This window comes from Chryseobacterium sp. G0162, assembly GCF_003815715.1.
In the GTDB taxonomy this organism is placed as follows: domain Bacteria; phylum Bacteroidota; class Bacteroidia; order Flavobacteriales; family Weeksellaceae; genus Chryseobacterium.
On record NZ_CP033922.1, the window covers coordinates 1,258,269 to 1,279,192 of the forward strand.

Below are 20,924 nucleotides of genomic sequence, written 5' to 3' on the forward strand. Positions count from 1 at the left end.
TTTTTGCTATGTATTGTTATCTTTTAGGCGTATTTAATCATGATGTTCTCAATTGTATTGGCAACATCTTCTGCTTTATCCGTTACGATTTCAAGATAGTTCAATACAGATGAAACTTTAATAATGTTAATTGCATCATTAGTTTCGAATAAATCTACCATTGAGTTGGAAAGCAAATCATCTGCAATATTCTCAATAGAGTTTACTTTAATACAAGCTTCTTTCACCTGCTCCATGTTCTTAAACCCTTTAAGGTTTTTCATTGCATTCTGAATTTCAAGACATGCTTTGTGAATCAAAAGAGAGAAATCTGAATAAGCTTTCATCTCAGGAGATTTGTATAAGAAGATATATTTTGTAGAAGCGTAGATATAATCAGCAATATCATCTAATCCTGTTGCCAGTGTGTGAATATCTTCACGATCAAAAGGAGTAATGAAGTTTTTTCCCAGTTCTACGAAGATTTCGTGAGTAAGCTCGTCATTCTTATGTTCGTAATCACTCATTTTTTTCAACATTGAATCGTCATTAAGATCGAAATCCTTGATTCCAGCATTGAATTCCTCAGACATTGCAACTAGGTTTTCAGTTACCTTTTCAAAAAGTACAAAGAAGATTTTATCTTTTGGTTGAAAAGCGTGGAAAATATTACCAATTCCCATTTTTTAGTATTTATAATTCGAGTGCAAATTTCTTAAAAAAGGATTGTACCTGAAACTATATAACATTAAGTTTTGTTAACATTCGCTTACCTGCTGATTACCAAATAAAAAAACCGACATTACTGCCAGTTTTATAGGGTATAAAAAGAGATTAGTTAGCTACTTCAGCTCTCATATCTTTTCCTTTAAATTTCATCGATTGAATGTTACTTAAAACATTGTCTTTGAATGATTTTTCAACTTCAAAGAAAGAGAATTTCTCAAGAATCTCGATATCTCCGATTTCAGCTCTTTTCTTGGTTTTTCCACCAGCAGTAGCTTTATTGATAATATCTAAAACATCAAGTTTTTTCAAGTGATCTTTTTTACCAAGGTTGAAGAAGAATCTTACCATGTTTTCATCTTTTCTTCTTGGCTTTCCACCACGATCTCTGTCTCTTCCGCGATCTCTGTCTCGATCTCTTCCTCTATCTCTGTCTCTATCACGACCACGATCTCTTCTTGAATAATCATCATCTCTGCTGCTCAATTTCTGCTCAGCAAGATCATGTTTATCCTTGTAGTATAAAGCAAGGTCTTTCAATTGGAATTGTAACAACTGGTGCACCAATTCTTCTTTTGTAAAGTTACTTAGATCTGGAATTAAACTGTCATCAAATTCGAAAATATCTTCGTGTTCCGTCAATAATTTTTCAAAAACACCTCCTACCTGAGCTTTGATAATATCTCCACCTGTAGGAATGAACTTCTCATTAATTTCAATTTTAGTAGCAGATTTGATTTGCTTCAGTTTTCTGCTTTCTTCAGGCTTGATTAAAGCCATAGAAATACCGTCTTTTCCTGCTCTACCAGTTCTTCCACTTCTGTGAACGAATACTTCAGGATCATCAGGTAAAGAGAAGTGAATAACGTGAGTCAGAGAGTTAACATCCAATCCTCTTGCTGCAACGTCTGTAGCCACAAGAATATCAATGTTTTTCAATCTGAATTTCTTCATTACTGTATCTCTCTGTGCCTGAGAAAGGTCACCGTGAAGGGCATCAGCTGCATAACCGTTCTGCATTAAGAAATCTGCAACCTCCTGAGTTTCCATTCTTGTTCTACAGAAAATAATGGAATACTGGTTCGGGTTAGCATCAATTAATCTTTTTAATGCTTCTTTTTTCTGACGGTATCCTACCACATAATATTCATGCGTAATGTTCTTCTTCACTTCGTTGATAGAACCTACTGAAATACGGTGTGGTTTTGTAAGATAGTTTTTGGAAATTCTTTCCACTTCTTTATTCATCGTAGCCGAGAATAAGAAAGTTTGTTTAGTTTCCGGAGTTTCACTTAGAATGGTTTCCAATTCATCCTTGAATCCCATTGAAAGCATTTCATCAGCTTCGTCTAATACTAACCAATGAATCGCAGAAAAGTCTAATGCTTTTCTGTTGATAAGGTCAATTACCCTACCTGGAGTTCCCACGATAATCTGTGGTTTATCCTTTAAAGATCTCATCTGATCTACAATACTACTTCCACCATAAACCGCAGTAGTTTTGATGTCCATGTATTTAGAGTAATTCTTTATGTCTTTAGAAATCTGAAGACATAATTCCCGTGTCGGACAAAGCACCAATAATTGGATTTTGCGACTCGTATCGTCAATCATATCCAAAATCGGAAGCGAAAACGCTGCTGTTTTGCCTGTCCCTGTCTGCGCAAGTGCGATCAAGTCGCGAATATCTGAAAGAATAAAAGGGATAGTCTGTTTTTGGATTTCTGTTGGGCTTTCGTAACCCAGTTCGCCAATTGCCTTAAGGATATCAGGACTTAAATTGGTTTCCGTAAATAAATTCATTAACTATTTTAAAATTTTTGCAAAGATACAATAAATATTTGACTTGTTTTTGAACAAAGTTTTAAATATACAAACTTAAATTCAGAATCTTTTAATACTTTTTTAATATTTGAAAAATTAAATCCAAAAAAACAAGCTTTGGGTTAAAAATTTGTTAAACATTAGTTTTTTTTATTAAATTGGATTGATTTTTTCTGGATTATTTATGAATTTTCGAAAACAAAACTATGAAACGCAGATTTTTCTTTTTGATATTCTCATTGATAACGCTTGAAATATTTGCTCAGACCCCCAATTATCCCACCCGGTGGACCCTGGATAATTGTATTGAATATGCAAAGGAGAACAATATTTCTATCAATTCATTAAGGCTTTCAAAAAATTCAGCTCAGCAGGATCTGCTGCAGGCTAAAGAAGCAAAATATCCCAACCTTAACGGAACGGTTTCACAAGGTCTTTTTTCTCTTAACGGAAATGACGGGCTTCACGTAACCGGAGCACAAACTCAAAGTATTGGAGCCAATTCTTCGATGACCCTTTACCATGCCAATTATATTAAAAATAATGAAGCATCAAAAAACATGCTCGTTCAGATGGCTGATTTATCTGTACAGGAATCTGAAAACAATATTACCATAAGCATCACACAGGCATATCTTAATATCTTGATGAATGAAGAAAATATCATTTCACTGGAAAATGTTTTAAAAACAACCCAAACCCAGTTAAAACAGGGAGATCAACTTTATAAAGCGGGAAGTCTTTCTAAACTTAATTATCTTCAGATTCAATCACAGGTTGCTCAGGATCAGTATAATTTAATTTCAGCTCAGAATAATTTGCGCACCAATATTGTTAATTTAAAACAAATTTTGCAATTGCCGACGAATTATGACTTCCAGATTGTAAAACCGGACAGTCTCATGGTGGATGACCAGCTAAAATCCCTTCAAGACGTTCAGAGTCTTGCCCAAAACCAACGCCCTGAAGTAAAATATGGGGAACTGAATGTGGAAAATTCAAATACCAATCTTAAAATGGCTCAGGCTTCTATTCAACCCACCTTAAGTGTAGTAGGAAATGTTTCAACCAATTATACCAATGGGAATGGCAATTATTTTAATCAATTAGGTAATAATTTCTACATGCCTATCGGATTAAGCCTTGGTATTCCGCTTTATAATAACAGAATATACAAAACGCAGATTGAAAAATCAAAAATTGCGATAGAGCAGGCTAATCTTGATCTTCAAAATACCAAAACGATTCTCAACCAACAGATCGAGCAATCCTATATCAATTTACAAAATGCAGTATCACAATACGATTCCGCCTCCAAACAAATGGAGCTCAACCAACAGAGCTACGATATTGTGAATGCTCAGATGAAAATTGGCAGTATTGACTATGTACAGCTTCAACAGCAACGATTGCTTTACATTCAGTCTATTCAAAATTATCTGCAGGCTAAATACACTGCGGTTCTCAATAAACAGATTTACGAATTTTATGCAGGTAACCCTATAAATCTAAAGTAAACTATGAAATCGCTATGATTTACAAACAAAATACCGATGAGGATAACGCGATTGCATATGACCTTTAAAAACAATAAACGGCTAGCATATGAAAACAAAGAATAAAAAATGGTTATACTGGGTTGTGGGTGGCATCATTGCTATAGGTGCAGTCTGGTTTTTCTTCATCAGAGAAAAAGAAATAAAAATCCAATTGGAAACGGTAAAACCTGAAATGGGAGAATTTTCCAATTCTATTACTGCCACAGGAACTATTCAACCAGTGGATACTGTTGCGGTAGGTACTCAGGTATCAGGAATTATCAAAAATATTTATGTAGATTTTAATTCTACTGTAAAAAAGGGACAGCTTTTAGCGACTCTGGATCCGGATCTTCTTCAGTTCCAATCTGAACAGTATAAAGCCAATCTTCAGAATGCAAAAAGTAATCTTGCTTACAATGAAATCAACATCAACCGACAGTCACAGCTTTATAAAGTAGGAGCCATCAGCAAAGCAGATTATGATATTGCCACCAATCAATACAATATGGCAAAAGCACAGGTAGGTACTGTAACTGCCCAGCTTTCTACTGCTAATAAAAACCTCTCACTTACCTATATCTATTCTCCGATAGACGGCACCGTTCTCAACAGGAATGTAAGCGAAGGGCAGACTGTAGCCTCCAGCTTCAGTACCCCTACTCTATTTAGTATTGCTAAAGACCTTACTAAAATGAGGGTTCGTGCTTCAGTAGATGAAGCTGATATTGGAAATGTGAAGGTGGGACAGAAGGCAACTTTTACTGTAGATGCTTTTCCTGATGAAACATTTAATGGTGAAGTTGCTGAAGTCCGGCTCCACCCTACCGTTTCATCGAATGTTGTAAACTACACTACCATCATTAATGCTGACAACTCTGGTTTGAAATTAAAGCCAGGAATGACCGCAAATATTACAATTTACACACAGGTTTTAGAGAATGTAATGAAAATCCCGACTGCTGCAACCAGCTTCAGACCAGACAGTCTGGTTATTCAAAAATACAAGATCAATTCACCATTTGCCAATGCTAAGGCCCATGAAAAAGGGCAAGGGAAAAAGCAAGGGATGAAGAAAGGTACAGACAAGAAAAATGAGGCCGGTGTATGGGTTATTGCCAAAGACAGCACCATATCCCACAAAAGGATTAAAACAGGAATGGACAGTGATACTGAAATACAAGTTATTTCTGGTTTAGATAAAAATGATAATATCATCACAGGCTACAAGCTGCTCTCTAAAAAATCTTCCGGTGGACAGACAAAAAGCCCGTTTATGCCTCAAAGAAGAAGTGGTGGTAACAATAATAAAGGCGGCGGCGGTGGACCCAGACAATAAAAAGCCCAAAATCTAACCTAATATTTAGCAAAAAAAAAGTCATGGCAGAAAAAATTCTTGATATCATGGATCTGAAAAGGGAATTCAGAATGGGTGAAGAGATTGTTCATGCGTTGAAAGGAGTTACTTTTTCTGTAGAAAGAGGAGAATTCGTGACGATCATGGGAAGCAGTGGCTCGGGAAAATCTACCTTGCTTAATATTTTGGGCTGCCTGGATAAACCCTCCAGCGGCGATTATATTCTTGATGGAGTTAATGTTAAAAATCTTGACCGAGATGAATTGGCTGTTCTTAGGAATAAAAAAATAGGTTTTGTGTTCCAATCGTACAATCTTCTTCCCAGAACTACAGCAAGGGAAAACGTGGAACTTCCTCTTCTTTACAATGCAAAAATTTCAACAGAGGAAAGACACAAAAGATCATTAGAAGCATTGACTGCCGTAAAATTGGAAAGCAGAATAGATCACCTTCCCAATCAAATGTCAGGTGGGCAACAACAAAGAGTAGCTATTGCCCGGGCTTTAGTGAATGAACCTGTTATGATCCTTGCCGATGAAGCCACTGGAAATCTTGATACAAGAACTTCCTACGAGATCATGGCACTCATGCAGGATTTACATAAACAGGGACGTACCATTGTTTTTGTAACGCATGAACCCGATATCGCTACTTTTAGCAGCAGAACAGTCACACTGCGGGACGGAAAAGTAATTAAGGATGTTAAAAATGACAATATAAAATCTGCCAGAGAAGCGCTGGATGCTCTTCCTGTCAATGATGATTATCAATAAACACTAAAACCTCATTGCAATGAACCTCTCAAACCTCTTCAGAATTGCCTGGAAAGCCCTTTTAAGAAACAAGCTTCGAGCATTTTTAACGATGCTTGGGATCATTATTGGTGTTGCTTCCGTAATTGCTATGACTGCCATTGGCGAAGGTTCTAAAAAGAGTATCAGCGATCAGCTTTCTTCTATGGGTTCCAATATGATTACGATTCGGCCTTCAAGCAATGTGAATGTTTCAGGAGGGGCAAGAATAGGAGCCTCCGGATTGCAAACACTGAAATCACAGGATGCTGACGCTATTTCCAAAGGAGCACCTGATGTTTCTTATGTCTCTCCCGCTGTACAAACCAATGGACAGTCGATCAACGGACCCAATAACTGGCCTACCCAATTGCAGGGTGTTAATGAAGAATATTCTCAAATCAGGGATTGGAGTGTAGCAAGTGGTAATTTTTTCAGCAAGAAAGATGTTTCCTCTGCCAATAAAGTCTGCCTGCTTGGACAGACGGTTTATACGAATCTCTTCCCCAACGGAGAAGACCCGATAGGAAGTATTATCAGGTTTAATAAAGTTCCCATGAAGGTTATTGGAATTCTCTCTCCTAAAGGATCCAATGCTTTCGGCCAGGACCAGGATGATGTCATCCTTGCTCCTTTTAATACAGTTCAGAGAAGATTTCTGGGAATTACTTATGTGCAGACCATTTATGCGGCTTCTACGAATGCAAACACGTCACAACAGGCTACGGATCAGGTTTCAGAAATTTTAAGAAAACAGCACAAGCTTCCCGTTGATGGAAGCAACGACGACTTCAGTGTAAAAACCCAGGCGGAACTGATCTCTACCATGAGTTCTACCAGCCAGCTTCTGACCGTACTGCTTTCTGCTATTGCCGGAATCTCATTGATTGTAGGAGGAATCGGGATTATGAACATTATGTATGTTTCTGTGACTGAAAGAACCAAAGAAATCGGTTTAAGGATGTCAATTGGAGCCAGAGGAAAAGACATTCTGTACCAATTTTTGATCGAAGCCGTACTCATCAGTATTACCGGAGGAATATTGGGAGTCATCCTCGGGATTCTTTCCTCAGAGTTGGTTACTTTTTTTCTTTCATGGCCTACCTTCATTACCGAGTCATCCATTATTATTTCGTTTATTGTCTGTGCCGTCACCGGAGTATTTTTCGGCTATTATCCTGCCTTAAAAGCATCAAAACTTGACCCTATTGAAGCATTGAGATATGAATAGTTTTATGTAAATTTGGATAGTGTTGTGGAGTATGGGCACGGGTTTCGAGTTTTCGGGATGATGAGATTCAGAATATAGCCACCAGAAAAATTAATAAACATCAACAAAATATGTCAGCCAGTATTTCTTCTAAAACCTTTGATTTTCTAAAAAAGTTAACCAAAAATAACAACCGTGAATGGTTTAATGAAAATAAGAATCTGTATACTGAATCTCAGTCAAATGTCATTGATTTTTTAGACAGCTTGATTAAAGAAATGTCCGGATTTGATGAAGAACTTGCTAAAATTGACAGTAAAAAATCACTTTTCAGAATTTACCGTGACACCCGCTTTTCGAAAGATAAATCCCCGTACAAAACTAATTTCGGAGCTTCTCTGGGGATGGGAAAAGGAAATCAGAAAGGCGGATATTACCTTCATATGGAACCTGGTAAATCTTTTCTGGCCGGTGGTATATATATGCCTGAATCTTCAGTTTTAAAAGAAGTACGGAAGGAAATCTCTTTGTATGGCGATGATTTTCTTAAAATTTTAAATCATAAAGATTTCAAAAAACACTTTCCTGAACTAGATCAGGAAGATAAACTGAAAAAGGTGCCTCAGGGTTTTGAAAAAGAAGATCCTATGGCGGAATATTTAAAGCTTAAAAACTTCATTGTGGTATACCCCATCAAAGATGAAGAAGTTTTAGATAAAAATGCTGTGAAAAATCTCAGTAAGATTTTCAAACTAATGAAACCTTTTAATGATTTCCTGAATACTCCTTTCCAGGATTAAAAATCGTTCAAGAATAAGCAACTTTTGGATTTCATTTGTATTTTTTATTACAGATGGCTAAGACTTTCACAGATGCAACTGCATTTACTATTGTAGTATCTAAAAAATGCCTGTATAGACCTATGAAATTCTGTTTTTTTACGCATAAATATTCTACAAAGTAAAAAACACTCCTACAAGGCGTTTATGTGACAAATTCAAAATATACTAGAGCTCAAGGTCTTACAAAACAACACACAAACACTATCAACTGAAAATCAATTCATTATATTTAACATTTTTTAAGAAAAGTTTTACATTTTTGCTTATCTTTGCTGTTCGTCAAAAAGCTAAGGATGTCTTTATACCAAAAAATTGCAGAAAAACTACAATATATAAGTCCGGATTTTTATAAGAAAAGATATTTTAAGACCTTAAACAATCTTAATAAAGATAATTTTTCGGAACGCAATGTAGAACCGGAACTGGTATGGATCAAAGAATACCTTCCAAAAAATGCTGTAATACTGGACATTGGCGCCAATGTAGGAACTTTCCTATATCAACTGGAAAATAAATTAGACCACGAGCATATTTATGCTTTTGAGCCTAATAAAAAGCTTTACACCAGACTGAAAAGATTATTCCCCACGATGAGGGTACTTCCTTTGGCACTTTCTGACGAAAATACAATTGCGGAATTCAAAGTTCCCATTATCAACGGAAAAACCATCGCTTCCCGTGGAACCTTAAATACGGACTACAAAGAAAAAGGCGAAGAGAAAAGCTATACTGAGAAAGTAAAGGTTATCAAACTGGACGAATGGGCTGCTCTGGAACACTTCAACCGACTGGATTTTATCAAGATTGATGTTGAAGGCAATGAAATAAAGACTCTTTCGGGAGCTAAAGAAACCATCAGACAGTTTATGCCTACTTTAATGGTTGAGATGGAACAAAGGCATCACCAAACACCTATATGGAATGAAATCTCTGAAGTGGAACGCTGGGGATATGAAGTAAAGTACCTGAACAGGAACACCTTTACCCTTGAAACCCTTACAGAGAATATTCTGCTACAAAATACAAACGACGAAAAAAATAAAACTCAGTACATCAACAATATTATTTTTATACCTAAAAACCCTTAAAACAACTTTATGAGCGTAGTAGCGAGACAAGGCTTCAAATATTCCATTATCGGTTATATTGGTTTTTTGCTGGGTACAGTTTCTGCAATATTCATCTTTCCCAATGACTTCGAATTTTATGGAAAACTCCGCTACAGTATGCAAACTGCAGAAATGCTTGTTCCTTTCGTTGTTTTTGGAATTTCTTATGCGAATGTAAAATTTTTTCATTCTTTACAGAAAGATGGTAAAAATCAGAATATGCTTTCCTTATCGCTTGTTACTGTTTTAATTAACTTCATTATATTTTCCATTATATTTTTTGTTCTTCCTTACTTTTATCCCAAGTTCATTCATTCGGAAGCCTGGAAAATTAAAAAAATTATCTTACCTCTTATTTTAGTTTTATCTATCTGTGCTATTTTCAATAAATACACTTCTAATTATAAAAGGATTGTTGTTTCTAATATCTTTGACAATCTATTCCCTAAAATAGCCAATTTGGGAGCATTCTGTCTGTTCTTTTATTTTTCTCTGTCTCAGAATATAGCATTGGCTTTCTTCTTTGGAATGTTTACCTTAATGCTTTTCGGATATATTTATTATACCAATAAACTTGAGAAAATCCATTTTGACATCAGTACAGATTATTTTAAGAAAGACAATTTCTGGAAAGAATTTCTAAACTACAGTTTCTTTGGCTTTCTGGGAACATTTGGAAATTACCTGGCGATTAATAGCTTTATGATCGGAGAGTTTATGGGTATGGAAGAAAATGGTATTTATTCTGTATTATATGCTCTTATTTCATTGATCTCTATTCCACAGCTGGGTTTATTTAATATTTCAGCACCCATTATCAGTAAACATCTTGCTGATGGTGACATGGAAGGCCTGGATAAGTTCCATAAGAAGACTTCATTAACGTTATATTTTCTGGGAGCGGTATTATTTTCCTGCATTATGGTCGGGTTTCCTTACCTGACTCAGTTTATGCCAAAAAATGGGGTAATGCTCAGAGAATATGAACCGGTTGTATGGATCTGGGGATCTGCAGTTTTAATTGACTTAGCCACAGGATTCAACGGAAATATCATCTCTCTTTCAAAGTATTACAGATTCAACATTCTGGTGATGCTTTTATTAGCCGGATTAACGATTGGGCTGAACTATTATTTCATCAAAAATACAGACTTGAAACTTATCGGAATTGCTTTATCCACAGCCATTTCCCTTACGATTTATAATGTTGTTAAAATCTTATTCAACTATATTCTTTTCAAAGTTTCACCATTGAGTATCGAAATGATCTTCATTTCAATCATTTGTACTTTAGCGATTACTGTAGCCATTGTTTTGCCTAATTTCAACAGCAACTTCATCAATCTGATCTACAAACCTGCTGTAGTACTCCTATTAATCTATATTGGAAACTACTTTACAAAGATTTTCCCAATAGAGGATTATCTGAATATGAGGTTTATTAAGAGTATTTTTAAGTTTAAATAAGACTTAGAAGATAAAAACAACAGAACAAGACCAATTTAATCAGCAATAAGGCTGTTTAATACCTGTTCTAATCTGCTTTGGACTTCTGACTTACCGTAATTTTTTTGAAAATCGAAACGGGTGTTTATAAGCCCATTCATCTGCTCAAGGATATTTTCTTTTTCGGGAAAAATGAAATTCAGTTTTGATGGGTAATTTTTGGGGAAAACAGCCAGTTTTCCGTAGGCAATAGCATCACCAAGGTTCCCTGTCATCTTGGTTTTCCCATACGTTTCTTTTATGCTGAAAAATTCCGTTTCCTGTTGAATCGGACACCAAAGTACATCTGCCTTCTGCATCCATGCCTCAAAGTCTTCCGACGAGACTCTTTCTGGAAAATAGTTTACAGAGATATTCTCCGGCAAGTGTGAAGACAGGCGTTCAAGTTGTTTTAATTCATAATTCTGGGCTTTTCCAAGAAAAATAAATTCACATTTTTGATCCGATCTTATCTTCTGAATGGCTGCAAAAATATGGGCATAATCTCTCCTCTTCTGAGAAACACCACCCGGAATAACAATCATGAGACTTTCATTCTCAGATGACACATAGTCTCTGGCATAAAAAAGAGGCAGAAACTGATGCCTGTCAGAGATCAGCGCTTCATCCAGTACTATCAGAGATTTTGATTGCTGATACACTTTACCAGCATACAATAATCCTTCTTTCCACCATAGTTTTAGTCTGTAGATGACATCACCTTTGAATACATTTGTTATTAAATCAAGTTTTGAGGCTCTGGTAAAATTGAGATTATGAGTAATAACAGCCGTATTGTATTTTTTTGTTATCGCTAAAAATGTATTGAAAAAACGATGAACAGTTCCGATAATAACCAAATCATATTCTCTGGTCTTCAGCTGATCTAAAATCATAGAACTATCCGACAGAAAAACCTTTGATCCGGTCTCACGGATCTGATCCTTGATCCTTTTGGAAAAATAATAATCTACACTGAAATTCTGAGATCCCTCCATGACATTCATGAAAGCCTGTACTATTTCTGCGTGGGTATCTATTTCTATGTAGGCTATTTTTTTCACTGACCGATTGGAATTATTTTTAATTTTTGGCTAAAGCCGGTTGAATTTTTATTTTGTATTAAACGGACTAAAGTCCGTTTCTATTGATGTTTATATTGGTTTACAGCATTACATTTTCAGCCATTTTTTCTTCAGCATTTTCCAGCGTTGATCGTTAACGGCTTTTTGTTCTTCTTTTGAAATTTTAAGTTCCAGTTTTTTAGCCTTACAACCTTCATAGGATTTCACAATATCAAAGAAAAATGATGGAGATTTGCTTTTCATTGCTTCCTTTAATGAGGCAATATAAGCCAGAAATCTGTTCAATCCTAAAAAATAGAAATAACGCCCGTAATAATCGGCTGGTCTTATGGTATAATCCGCTCCTTTTACTTTAATAAGCTTTACATGAAGTTCAGGTAAGACAACTTCTTTCCAGCCTAAATGCTCCAATAGAATAGAATCTATATTATCCCAGCCTAATGTTTCCCTTAAGCCTCCCATCTGAACAAAACATTCTTTCCGGTAAGCCTTCATAGGGCCTCTTACATGATGCTTATTAGAATTCCCTTCATATACCCAGTTTCCATCTTTTTCTACGTAGAGCAACCCTCCTACCAATCCGTATTCGGGATTGTTATTAAAAGCTTTTTCTACAGTTTCCAGATAATTTTCAGGAAGAATAATATCGGCATCAAATTTACAAATGATATGGAAATCATCTACTGACTGTGTCTGCAAACCTTTTTTGAAAGCATGAACTACTTTTGAACCGGGTTGATGTTCTGATTTTTGAAGATTAATGGTTTCAAAACGGGAATCAGGTGCAGTATATTTTCTGATAACATCAGAAGTACCGTCTGTGGAACCGTCATTAACGACTACCACTTTAAAATCCTTACTACTTTGCTGCTGTAAGGAGTCCAGAGTGAAGGAGAGGTTCTGCTCTTCGTTATGGGCAGGAATAATAATTAAAAACCTCACGGAGTAATTTATAAGTAATGAATGATAAGTGATAAATGATGAAAACCATCACTTATCACTTATTGATTGTTTTTATATTATTTGTTGTGTGGCATCAGCATGTTTTTCGGATCAAGGATTTCATCCAGCTTTTCCTGAGAAAGGATCCCTTTCTCTAAAACAAGATTGTATACGCTTTTCCCAGTCTCCAATGCTTCTTTTGCAATCTGTGTAGATTGTTTATAACCGATATAAGGATTCAATGCCGTTACAATTCCGATGCTGTGTTTTACCATATTCAGGCATACTTCTTTGTTGGCTGTAATTCCTACTACACACTTATCACGAAGGGTATCCAATGCATTGCAAAGGAAATTGATATTTTCCATGATTGCATGAGAAAGAACCGGTTCCATTACATTAAGCTGTAGCTGTCCTGCTTCTGCTGCAAACGTTACCGTTAAATCGTTTCCAATTACTTTGAAGCAAACCTGATTCACCACTTCCGGGATAACAGGATTTACTTTACCCGGCATAATAGATGAACCAGGCTGCATTGGCGGAAGGTTGATTTCAAAAAGTCCCGCTCTTGGTCCTGATGAAAGTAATCTTAAATCATTACAGATTTTTGATAATTTTACCGCCAGACGCTTCATAGCTGAAGAATAAATCACATAAGATCCTGTATCCGGTGTAGCTTCTACCAGGTTAGGTGCAGAAATAATAGGAAACCCTGTGATCTGAGCTAAATTTTTAGCACAAAGTGTAGCATACCCAACCGGAGCATTTAACCCTGTCCCGATGGCTGTAGCTCCCATATTTACTTCTACGAAAAGATCTGCATTATTGTTTAGTTTGGAAATATCTTCTTCCAAGGTAGCAGCATAAGCTTCGAATTCCTGGCCTAATGTCATAGGAACAGCATCCTGAAGCTGAGTACGTCCCATTTTAATAACATCATGGAACTCCTGCCCTTTTGTACGGAAAGCAGCTATGATTTTCTCCAATCTTTCTACCAAACCGATATTCATCTGCAACAGCCCCATTTTGATGGCTGTAGGATAAGCATCGTTCGTTGATTGCGAAAGGTTGATATGGTCGTTAGGTGAACAGAATTCGTATTCTCCTTTATTTTTCCCTAATTTTTCCAATACTACATTGGCAATTACTTCATTCGCATTCATGTTGATTGAAGTTCCTGCTCCTCCCTGGATCATATCTACCGGAAACTGGTCATGATATTTCCCTGCTACAATCTCATCACATGCTTCTGCTATTTTGAAATATAGGCTTTCATCAAGAAGTCCTAATTCATAATTGGTTTTTGCGGCAGCTTTTTTTACGAAAGCCAGTCCTTTGATAAAATCCGGATATGAAGACAAAAGCTGTCCCGAAATTTTGAAGTTGTTGATTGCTCTTTGCGTCTGCACTCCATAATAAGCATCTAAAGGCACGTTCAGTTCGCCTAATAGATCACTTTCTTTTCTGAAATTTTCCATTACAGATATTTTACTGTTTTTGATCGTTTAAAGATAGCAAAAACGCATCGATCCGATGCGCTTTAATTTGAATTATTTTACTGAATATTTTACATTTAAAGCTTGTAATATTGCCCATGTTTCGGCATCCATAATTCCGTCATAATTTTGTGGGCGGAAATGATACTGAAATGCTTCAATAGTCTTCTTAGTAGCATCATCCCATTTTCCGCTCAATTCTATTCCATATCCGAATTTTTGTAATGCAGTCTGTATAGTGAAAATAAAGACCGTATCACTATACTTTGCCGGAAGTTCTGTTTGCGCAAGCTCGAAGTAGTTTTGTTTTGCTGCCTCATCATACCACATTCCTATCTGGTATTCGTCATATAATTTTTTCCATGGGAACATGGGTCCCGGATCTTGTTTTCTTGTAGGAGCAATATCTGCATGACCAATAACATTGGTTGCCGGAATCTGATATCTTGTTACAATATCTTTTGCCAATGCTGCCACTTTTCTTACCTGTGCATCACTGAAAGGAACAAAAATCCTTTTCCCTGTAGCATCCGTAGTAAAGCCAGGATTCACAATTTCTATTCCTATAGAAGTATCATTAAGATTCTTATCAGCTCTCCATGAGCTTACTCCTGCATGATAGGCACGCTTATTCTCATCTACCAATTGGTAGATTTCATTATCTCCTGTATTGTTTACCAGGTAATGGGCACTTACTCCCGGCTGGGTAAGAACGGTAATAGACTTGTCATCAGGAAGCACTGTATAATGCATGATCAGATAACGTTGTCTGAAGTTCTGTGCCATGGCAGGGAAATAAGTTTTTACGACTTTATATCCTGCAGGTTTTGCCGAGACAATAGAACCATAACTTGCCGTATTATCATTTTTTGCTGGGTCTGCTATATTAGTAGTAAAAAAGTCTACTCCATGATCACTTACAACTTTTGGTTTTGGAGCTTCAGGAGTTGGGGTCTTTACTGCTGTTTTTGGCTGTGCCACGGGGGTTTTCGGTTGGTAGGTATTTTTTTTCACATTTTTCTGAGAAGTACATGAAAAAACTAAAGTGCTTAATCCGATGATATATAATGTTTTACGCATCAGTTTGGTTTTTTATCAATTTATTAGCTCAAAAATACACAAAAAATTCTTGAAATTTATTTGGTAAATAAAGAAATCTATTCTATATTTGCACTCGCAATAACGGAACAACGATCATTAAAAAATAAACAAAAAGGAGGGTTGCCAGAGTGGTTAATGGAGCAGTTTGCTAAACTGTCGACGCGAAAGTGTCGCAAGGGTTCGAATCCCTTACCCTCCGCACTCTATATATCTCGGGGCGTAGCGTAGTCCGGTCATCGCGCCTGGTTTGGGACCAGGAGGTCGCAGGTTCGAATCCTGCCGCCCCGACTTTTTTAATGTGCTTATTATAAGCGAGAATCAACTTCTAAGGGTGCGTAGCTCAGCTGGATAGAGCATCTGCCTTCTAAGCAGACGGTCAAAGGTTCGAATCCTTTCGCGCTCACAAAACCTCATCATTTTATGGTGAGGTTTTTTGTTTTATTACCATTCTTTATTTTAAAGCTTAGATTATCAAGGATAAAACATTCCTATTTTTTAATCCGGTTAAAGGTTCGAATCCTTCTGCGATTACAAAACCTCATTTTCTGTTTATATTATGAATATATTGATTTTCCAATAATTTATTCACAGTCAGCTTAATTCTAAACTAAACCTAACAAGAAGCCCTATCTCTTCTCTAAGCAAATAGTCGATAGAATCAACATTTCACACTCGCAACAGAGGTTATCATCTAAGTTCTATCTTTAAAGTTTTTAATCATAATTTTATCATAAACATTTTTTCACTCATAAAGGATATTTTTATATATTTGGTTCACTAACCTATAAAAAAACAATTACCGTGAAAACATTCAAAAAACAACACAGTGCTCTAAAGAGAAATGAATTGAAAACTATTTTAGGAGGAACCTTACCAAATCAATGTATTCCACGATTTTGTAGAGATTTATGTAAGGAGCAAGGTTTTGAACAAGGAGGTTGTGACCCTAACGGACTATGCTTATGTGGTCCGTTCCCAAACCCAAATGACTTGTAAAATATAAATCTTAATATTTATAAACAACAAAAGCCTTACAATTTGAATTGTAAGGCTTTTATTATTCAACAATACCACCTGATTATTATATTCTATTTTTCACTTATGATGTCTGGCTATTTTTTAACCAGCACATAATTTCCATCAGTTTCATTTTTCTTTATTCCATATCCATCAGTCAGTTCAAGAGTCCAGCCATCACCTGATATCTTTCTACCTTCTGTTTTAGCAGGAATCGATATCGAAATCTTATCCCAGTTTGAACTCATTAATGCTCCATTTTCAACGGTCAGAATTCCCCATTTATCAGTAACCCTGATATTGGGATATACTGTTCCTTTATCTTCAATCGGTATTATATTTCTTGGATCGAAAGAGACATTCATCTTTTCAAATTTTATTTCAAAATGGGGATTCTCTATAAATTTGGTTTTATATTCAGCAATGAGTTTTTTTGTTTTCTCTTCTCTTTTTGTTTCTTCCTCAGTTATTGCTGAGCCATTGTAATCCTCAGCTAATCTTTTAACAACCTCATCTAAATCACCAGCAACTTTACTATTGAATACTTTGATAAAATAGTTGGTAAGATCTGTTTTTGCCGTGATTTTTTTATTCCATTCTTTATCTTTATTATAGAGTAAATACCCATAAACAGGTACTGTGTGATAAGCAAATGATCGTACAAACGTTGCATTCTTAAAAAAATCATTAATTCCATCAACTAAAAAAGCAGCTGTCTGCGTCTTATCCCTACCACTTACTATTACCCCTGTAAACTCCGCAATTCCTTCATTGAGTTCCAGAAGATTTTCATTTGAACCTGAACCTTTGTAAAGACTATGTCTGAATTTCCTGAAAGTGAGTGCATTCGTAAGATGTTCCTGTAATTCTTTTTTTGAAGCAGATTTCAACGCTTTTTTCAAAGCTTCCAGTTCTAAACGAAGATAAATCCTACCTTCTTTCTGATCCAGGTGGTTATTTTCAACATTGTTTAGTTCAAAACCTAATGAGGGTTGTATGCGATGAAATGACTCATGAGCCAGCAAACCCATTCTATTGTATTTATTTTTAGGAAGTGGAAGCATCATCATTGCCCATCTTTTTCCATTCCAGTTCACAGCCGTATTGGCAATATTAATTTTCTCAGGCAAAACTCCGGTATAAATAGTGCCATTAGCCTTTAAAATATCATTTTCATCAGCCTCATTGGCAAAAATTTCTCTTGTCTTTGGATCAATTAAAAGGAGAGGACCATAGAGATCTTTATTCCAAAGTTCAATATTTCTTTTAGATTCGATTTTAAACTCATTATAAAAAATGGAAATACTATCATTTTTTTGTCCCGTTAGATAGTGTCCGAACAGAGAGAACAATAGTATAAAAGTAGCAGTCTGCTTCATAGTTAAGTTCTTTAATTGCACAGACTATTTATTGCGTTTATTGTAAGTGTCTGTATCACAAATATAATAAATTACACCTCTTATTTTATTCTGATAATTTTAAGAACAAAAAAAAGCCTTAGAAATAATCTAAGGCTCTTCCCTATTTTCAAGCATCTTTTTTCGTTTTCAATTGAATTTTAGATGCTTCCATTTTCTTATTTTTCGATTGTTCCCGTCTCATTTTTCTGTATTCCCAGGGAGCAACAGCATGAACATCCTGCCAAAGACCAATTTTCTTCTGTTGAGCCTTTTCCTGTAGCTTTCCTAGAGAATCATCTTTAGAATAAGAAAAGTACCACCATCCCATTCCAGCCTTTATCACTTCTTTGGAAAGGTATTTATCATTATCATAATAAATTTTGGCAATGGAACGTCCATAACGGTCCGTACTGGTCTCTTTAAACGTAATCGTTTTTCCAAACACCTGCTCAGAGGTGAATTGTTTGGCATTTTTTCCGAAAGCCTGTCCATTTTCCGGACAATCTACTTCCGCCAATCTAAGTTTCTTTTGGGTATTGCCTTTTAAAAGTACTGTAATTGTATCTCCATCTGAGATTTTGATTACTTTTCCGCTTGTTTGTGAAAACAGGATGGCCGGGAAAAGTATGCTCATCAACATTAATCGTTTCATGGGGCAAATATAAGGATTAAAGGATCTGGATAAAGAAGGACACTATCTTATTTATCTTTAATTATATTTTCATTTCTCGTTAACCTTATATAACTTATTCTTAAATCCTTATTACTTAATAATATCTCCATCTATTTTCCTTTTTTCTTTATTTCGTGAATGCTTTTATAATTGGAATCTATACTATATCCATATTTAACAATACCATCTACCTGCATCCTAACTGAAATATTTTCACATTTTTATAAATTTAAAATCCAGAAATCCATCACAAATTGTTTAAAGTAAACCTTCCCACTGTAAAATCATCAGGATAGGTTCTAAACCCAGGGAGAATTAATGCTTTTGCTTTTTCGAACATTTCTATATCTTCAAAATACCCAATATACAGGCTGTATGAGTTTCATCAGTGTAGAGATGCTCAAGTGCGTATACAAAGTAATGACATCAATTTATTCCTTCTGCTTCTTTATAAATCTCATAGTTCATGTCACCATTTTATATGTTTTTTCAAGAATGGGAAGGTCTATTTTATGAAAATCATGAGTTCTTGTATTTTTAAATTTTAAAAATTGTGATGGCAAAATTTGTGGATCTGCTATTGAACCATAAAAAAATGTAAAATTCCTCTGATAATCTAAATCCATGGTTATTAATCAAGTAAAGTTAACAAAAAAGTTTCTCCAAAATTTAATTAAAAATTATCCTTTAATTTATTTTTTTATTTCAAAAAGTATTGTACCTTTGCAACCGCAAAAACGAAGTAAAATTCGTTAATGATGACCTTTAATCGGGGCGTAGCGTAGTCCGGTCATCGCGCCTGGTTTGGGACCAGGAGGTCGCAGGTTCGAATCCTGCCGCCCCGACTTTTTTCAAAGGGTGCGTAGCTCAGCTGGATAGAGCATCTGCCTTCTAAGCAGACGGTCAAAGGTTCGAATCCTTTCGCGCTCACAAAAAGACTTACTGATTGATGTAAGTTTATTTATTTTAATTTTTGAAAGCATCTTGTTTTTTTAAAATTAAAACAATGAAGTAAAATTCATTAAAGATGACCTTATCGGGGCGTAGCGTAGTCCGGTCATCGCGCCTGGTTTGGGACCAGGAGGTCGCAGGTTCGAATCCTGCCGCCCCGACTTTTTTTCAAAGGGTGCGTAGCTCAGCTGGATAGAGCATCTGCCTTCTAAGCAGACGGTCAAAGGTTCGAATCCTTTCGCGCTCACTTTATAAAAGTCTCTGTTTCAGAGACTTTTTTTGTTTTCTGATGATCTATTTTAGATTGCTATTCTGATATTTCCACAATAATCTGAAAAATGTCTGAAAACATTCAGACTTTGTTCAGACATTTCATGGATTCAAATAAACTATAAACCTCGAAAATAGTTGTCATAAAATTCAAATTGTTATAATTTTGTGCTCTCTATTTTAATTCAATGAAAAATTTCAAGTTCATTATCGCAAGCTGTTTCTTTGCTTTGACTTTGTCGTGTAAAACAGCATCTCCAGTTTCACAGGCTTCTGTGCAGAATGTACCTTATCAAAATCTTGGACGTGACGGTAAAATATATGCTGCTTTTTATCAGCAAAGGGCTGCAGAATATGAAGCACTATGTCTTCAAGCCTACAATATCGCAAAACTTCGTCTGGATGAAGCCTTAGCACAAAAACCGGATAAGCCATTAGCTATTGTTTCAGATATTGACGAAACCTTTTTAGATAATTCCTATTATGCTGTTGAGCGTTCAAAAATGGGAAAAGATTACGATCAAAAAACATGGGAGGAATGGACTGCCAAAGGCATCGCAACACCCCTTACCGGTTCCCAGGAGTTTTATCAGTATGCCGCCAGTAAAGGAGTGCAGGTATTCTATGTTACCAATCGCGTGGAACAGGAACGTGCAGGAACTTTGAAAAACCTGAAAAAATACAATTACCCTATTCAAAGTGAAGCTCATCTTATTCTTCGATCTAAAGAAAGCAGTAAGGAAGCCAGACGTTTGGATATTGCCAAAAATTACAATATTGTACTCCTGCTGGGTGATAATCTCGCCGATTTCTCTAACCTATTTGATAAAAAATCAGAAACGGAACGCTCAGCTGCGGTGAAAAATTCAGCAAATGAGTTTGGCAAAAAATTCATTATTATTCCTAATGTCGGATATGGAGATTGGGAATCTTCTTTTTATCAATACAAGTATGATTACGCCCCTCAGCAAAAAGATTCAATGATGTATAACGCTGTAAAGGCAGCTCCTTAATACATTCTATAAATATTATACTCCTGACAAAATAGGTATAGGATCAAAATTTTAACCCCCTCACAACAAAAACTGTGAGGGGTTTTATTTTTAATAATTTTTATTTTCTAATCCA

At 35.8% G+C, this 20,924-nt stretch carries 16 protein-coding genes and 7 tRNA genes; 15 read left to right on the forward strand and 8 right to left on the reverse strand.

From position 1 onward, the window contains the following. Positions 1-23 precede the first annotated feature (23 nt). Both EG344_RS05830 and EG344_RS05835 read right to left on the reverse strand, forming a co-directional pair. Positions 24-662, reverse strand: coding sequence for a DUF47 domain-containing protein (locus EG344_RS05830; RefSeq protein WP_045494045.1), 639 nt, complete (start codon positions 660-662; stop codon positions 24-26). Positions 663-813: 151 nt separating this feature from the next. Next, positions 814-2,508, reverse strand: coding sequence for a DEAD/DEAH box helicase (locus EG344_RS05835; protein ID WP_123908677.1), 1,695 nt, complete (start codon positions 2,506-2,508; stop codon positions 814-816). 227 nt (positions 2,509-2,735) lie between these two features. Here EG344_RS05835 and EG344_RS05840 point away from each other — a divergent pair, with 227 nt between their 5' ends. From EG344_RS05840 to EG344_RS05870, 7 genes are all read left to right on the forward strand, one after another. Beyond that, on the forward strand, positions 2,736-4,046 hold the full coding sequence (locus EG344_RS05840) for a TolC family protein (RefSeq protein ID WP_123908678.1): 1,311 nt from the start codon (positions 2,736-2,738) through the stop codon (positions 4,044-4,046). 88 nt (positions 4,047-4,134) lie between these two features. Then, on the forward strand, positions 4,135-5,406 hold the full coding sequence (locus EG344_RS05845; RefSeq protein WP_123908679.1) for an efflux RND transporter periplasmic adaptor subunit: 1,272 nt from the start codon (positions 4,135-4,137) through the stop codon (positions 5,404-5,406). A 41-nt stretch (positions 5,407-5,447) separates the two neighbouring features. After that, positions 5,448-6,197, forward strand: coding sequence for an ABC transporter ATP-binding protein (locus EG344_RS05850; RefSeq protein WP_123908680.1), 750 nt, complete (start codon positions 5,448-5,450; stop codon positions 6,195-6,197). Positions 6,198-6,216: 19 nt separating this feature from the next. Next, positions 6,217-7,446, forward strand: coding sequence for an ABC transporter permease (locus tag EG344_RS05855; protein WP_123908681.1), 1,230 nt, complete (start codon positions 6,217-6,219; stop codon positions 7,444-7,446). Between the two features lie 110 nt (positions 7,447-7,556). Beyond that, the gene (locus tag EG344_RS05860) at positions 7,557-8,225 is read left to right on the forward strand and encodes a DUF2461 domain-containing protein (protein WP_123908682.1); all 669 of its coding nucleotides are present in this window, start codon (positions 7,557-7,559) and stop codon (positions 8,223-8,225) included. A gap of 335 nt (positions 8,226-8,560) precedes the next feature. Then, on the forward strand, positions 8,561-9,355 hold the full coding sequence (locus EG344_RS05865) for an FkbM family methyltransferase (protein ID WP_123908683.1): 795 nt from the start codon (positions 8,561-8,563) through the stop codon (positions 9,353-9,355). A gap of 9 nt (positions 9,356-9,364) precedes the next feature. Further along, the gene (locus EG344_RS05870; protein WP_123908684.1) at positions 9,365-10,843 is read left to right on the forward strand and encodes a lipopolysaccharide biosynthesis protein; all 1,479 of its coding nucleotides are present in this window, start codon (positions 9,365-9,367) and stop codon (positions 10,841-10,843) included. Between the two features lie 35 nt (positions 10,844-10,878). Here EG344_RS05870 and EG344_RS05875 read toward each other — a convergent pair whose 3' ends face one another. The 4 genes from EG344_RS05875 to EG344_RS05890 all read right to left on the reverse strand — a co-directional run bounded on the left by EG344_RS05875 (position 10,879) and on the right by EG344_RS05890 (position 15,464). Further along, a complete protein-coding gene (locus EG344_RS05875; protein WP_123908685.1) occupies positions 10,879-11,925 on the reverse strand; it encodes a hypothetical protein in 1,047 nt (348 codons plus the stop codon). Between the two features lie 108 nt (positions 11,926-12,033). Then, entirely contained in the window at positions 12,034-12,888 is an 855-nt protein-coding gene (locus tag EG344_RS05880; RefSeq protein ID WP_123908686.1) for a glycosyltransferase, read from the reverse strand. 77 nt (positions 12,889-12,965) lie between these two features. Beyond that, entirely contained in the window at positions 12,966-14,366 is a 1,401-nt protein-coding gene (gene aspA, locus EG344_RS05885) for an aspartate ammonia-lyase (protein ID WP_123908687.1), read from the reverse strand. 72 nt (positions 14,367-14,438) lie between these two features. Continuing rightward, positions 14,439-15,464 (reverse strand): N-acetylmuramoyl-L-alanine amidase, encoded by a 1,026-nt coding sequence (locus EG344_RS05890; RefSeq protein ID WP_123908688.1) that lies wholly within the window; start codon positions 15,462-15,464, stop codon positions 14,439-14,441. A 135-nt stretch (positions 15,465-15,599) separates the two neighbouring features. Here EG344_RS05890 and EG344_RS05895 point away from each other — a divergent pair. The 3 genes from EG344_RS05895 to EG344_RS05905 all read left to right on the forward strand — a co-directional run bounded on the left by EG344_RS05895 (position 15,600) and on the right by EG344_RS05905 (position 15,888). Next, positions 15,600-15,684 (forward strand) — tRNA-Ser (locus EG344_RS05895). Between the two features lie 14 nt (positions 15,685-15,698). Further along, positions 15,699-15,773 (forward strand) — tRNA-Pro (locus EG344_RS05900). Positions 15,774-15,814: 41 nt separating this feature from the next. Then, positions 15,815-15,888 (forward strand) — tRNA-Arg (locus tag EG344_RS05905). Between the two features lie 709 nt (positions 15,889-16,597). Here the strand turns inward: EG344_RS05905 and EG344_RS05910 are convergent. Next, on the reverse strand, positions 16,598-17,881 hold the full coding sequence (locus tag EG344_RS05910; RefSeq protein ID WP_123908689.1) for a hypothetical protein: 1,284 nt from the start codon (positions 17,879-17,881) through the stop codon (positions 16,598-16,600). A 148-nt stretch (positions 17,882-18,029) separates the two neighbouring features. Beyond that, the gene (locus tag EG344_RS05915; RefSeq protein WP_228412863.1) at positions 18,030-18,536 is read right to left on the reverse strand and encodes a thermonuclease family protein; all 507 of its coding nucleotides are present in this window, start codon (positions 18,534-18,536) and stop codon (positions 18,030-18,032) included. An 809-nt stretch (positions 18,537-19,345) separates the two neighbouring features. Here EG344_RS05915 and EG344_RS05920 point away from each other — a divergent pair. The 5 genes from EG344_RS05920 to EG344_RS05940 all read left to right on the forward strand — a co-directional run bounded on the left by EG344_RS05920 (position 19,346) and on the right by EG344_RS05940 (position 20,809). Next, positions 19,346-19,420, forward strand: a tRNA-Pro gene (locus tag EG344_RS05920). A gap of 11 nt (positions 19,421-19,431) precedes the next feature. Further along, positions 19,432-19,505 (forward strand) — tRNA-Arg (locus tag EG344_RS05925). A 107-nt stretch (positions 19,506-19,612) separates the two neighbouring features. Then, positions 19,613-19,687, forward strand: a tRNA-Pro gene (locus tag EG344_RS05930). 12 nt (positions 19,688-19,699) lie between these two features. After that, positions 19,700-19,773: transfer RNA gene (locus EG344_RS05935), tRNA-Arg, on the forward strand. A gap of 211 nt (positions 19,774-19,984) precedes the next feature. Further along, the gene (locus EG344_RS05940; RefSeq protein ID WP_123908691.1) at positions 19,985-20,809 is read left to right on the forward strand and encodes a 5'-nucleotidase, lipoprotein e(P4) family; all 825 of its coding nucleotides are present in this window, start codon (positions 19,985-19,987) and stop codon (positions 20,807-20,809) included. The last annotated feature ends 115 nt before the right edge of the window (positions 20,810-20,924 follow it).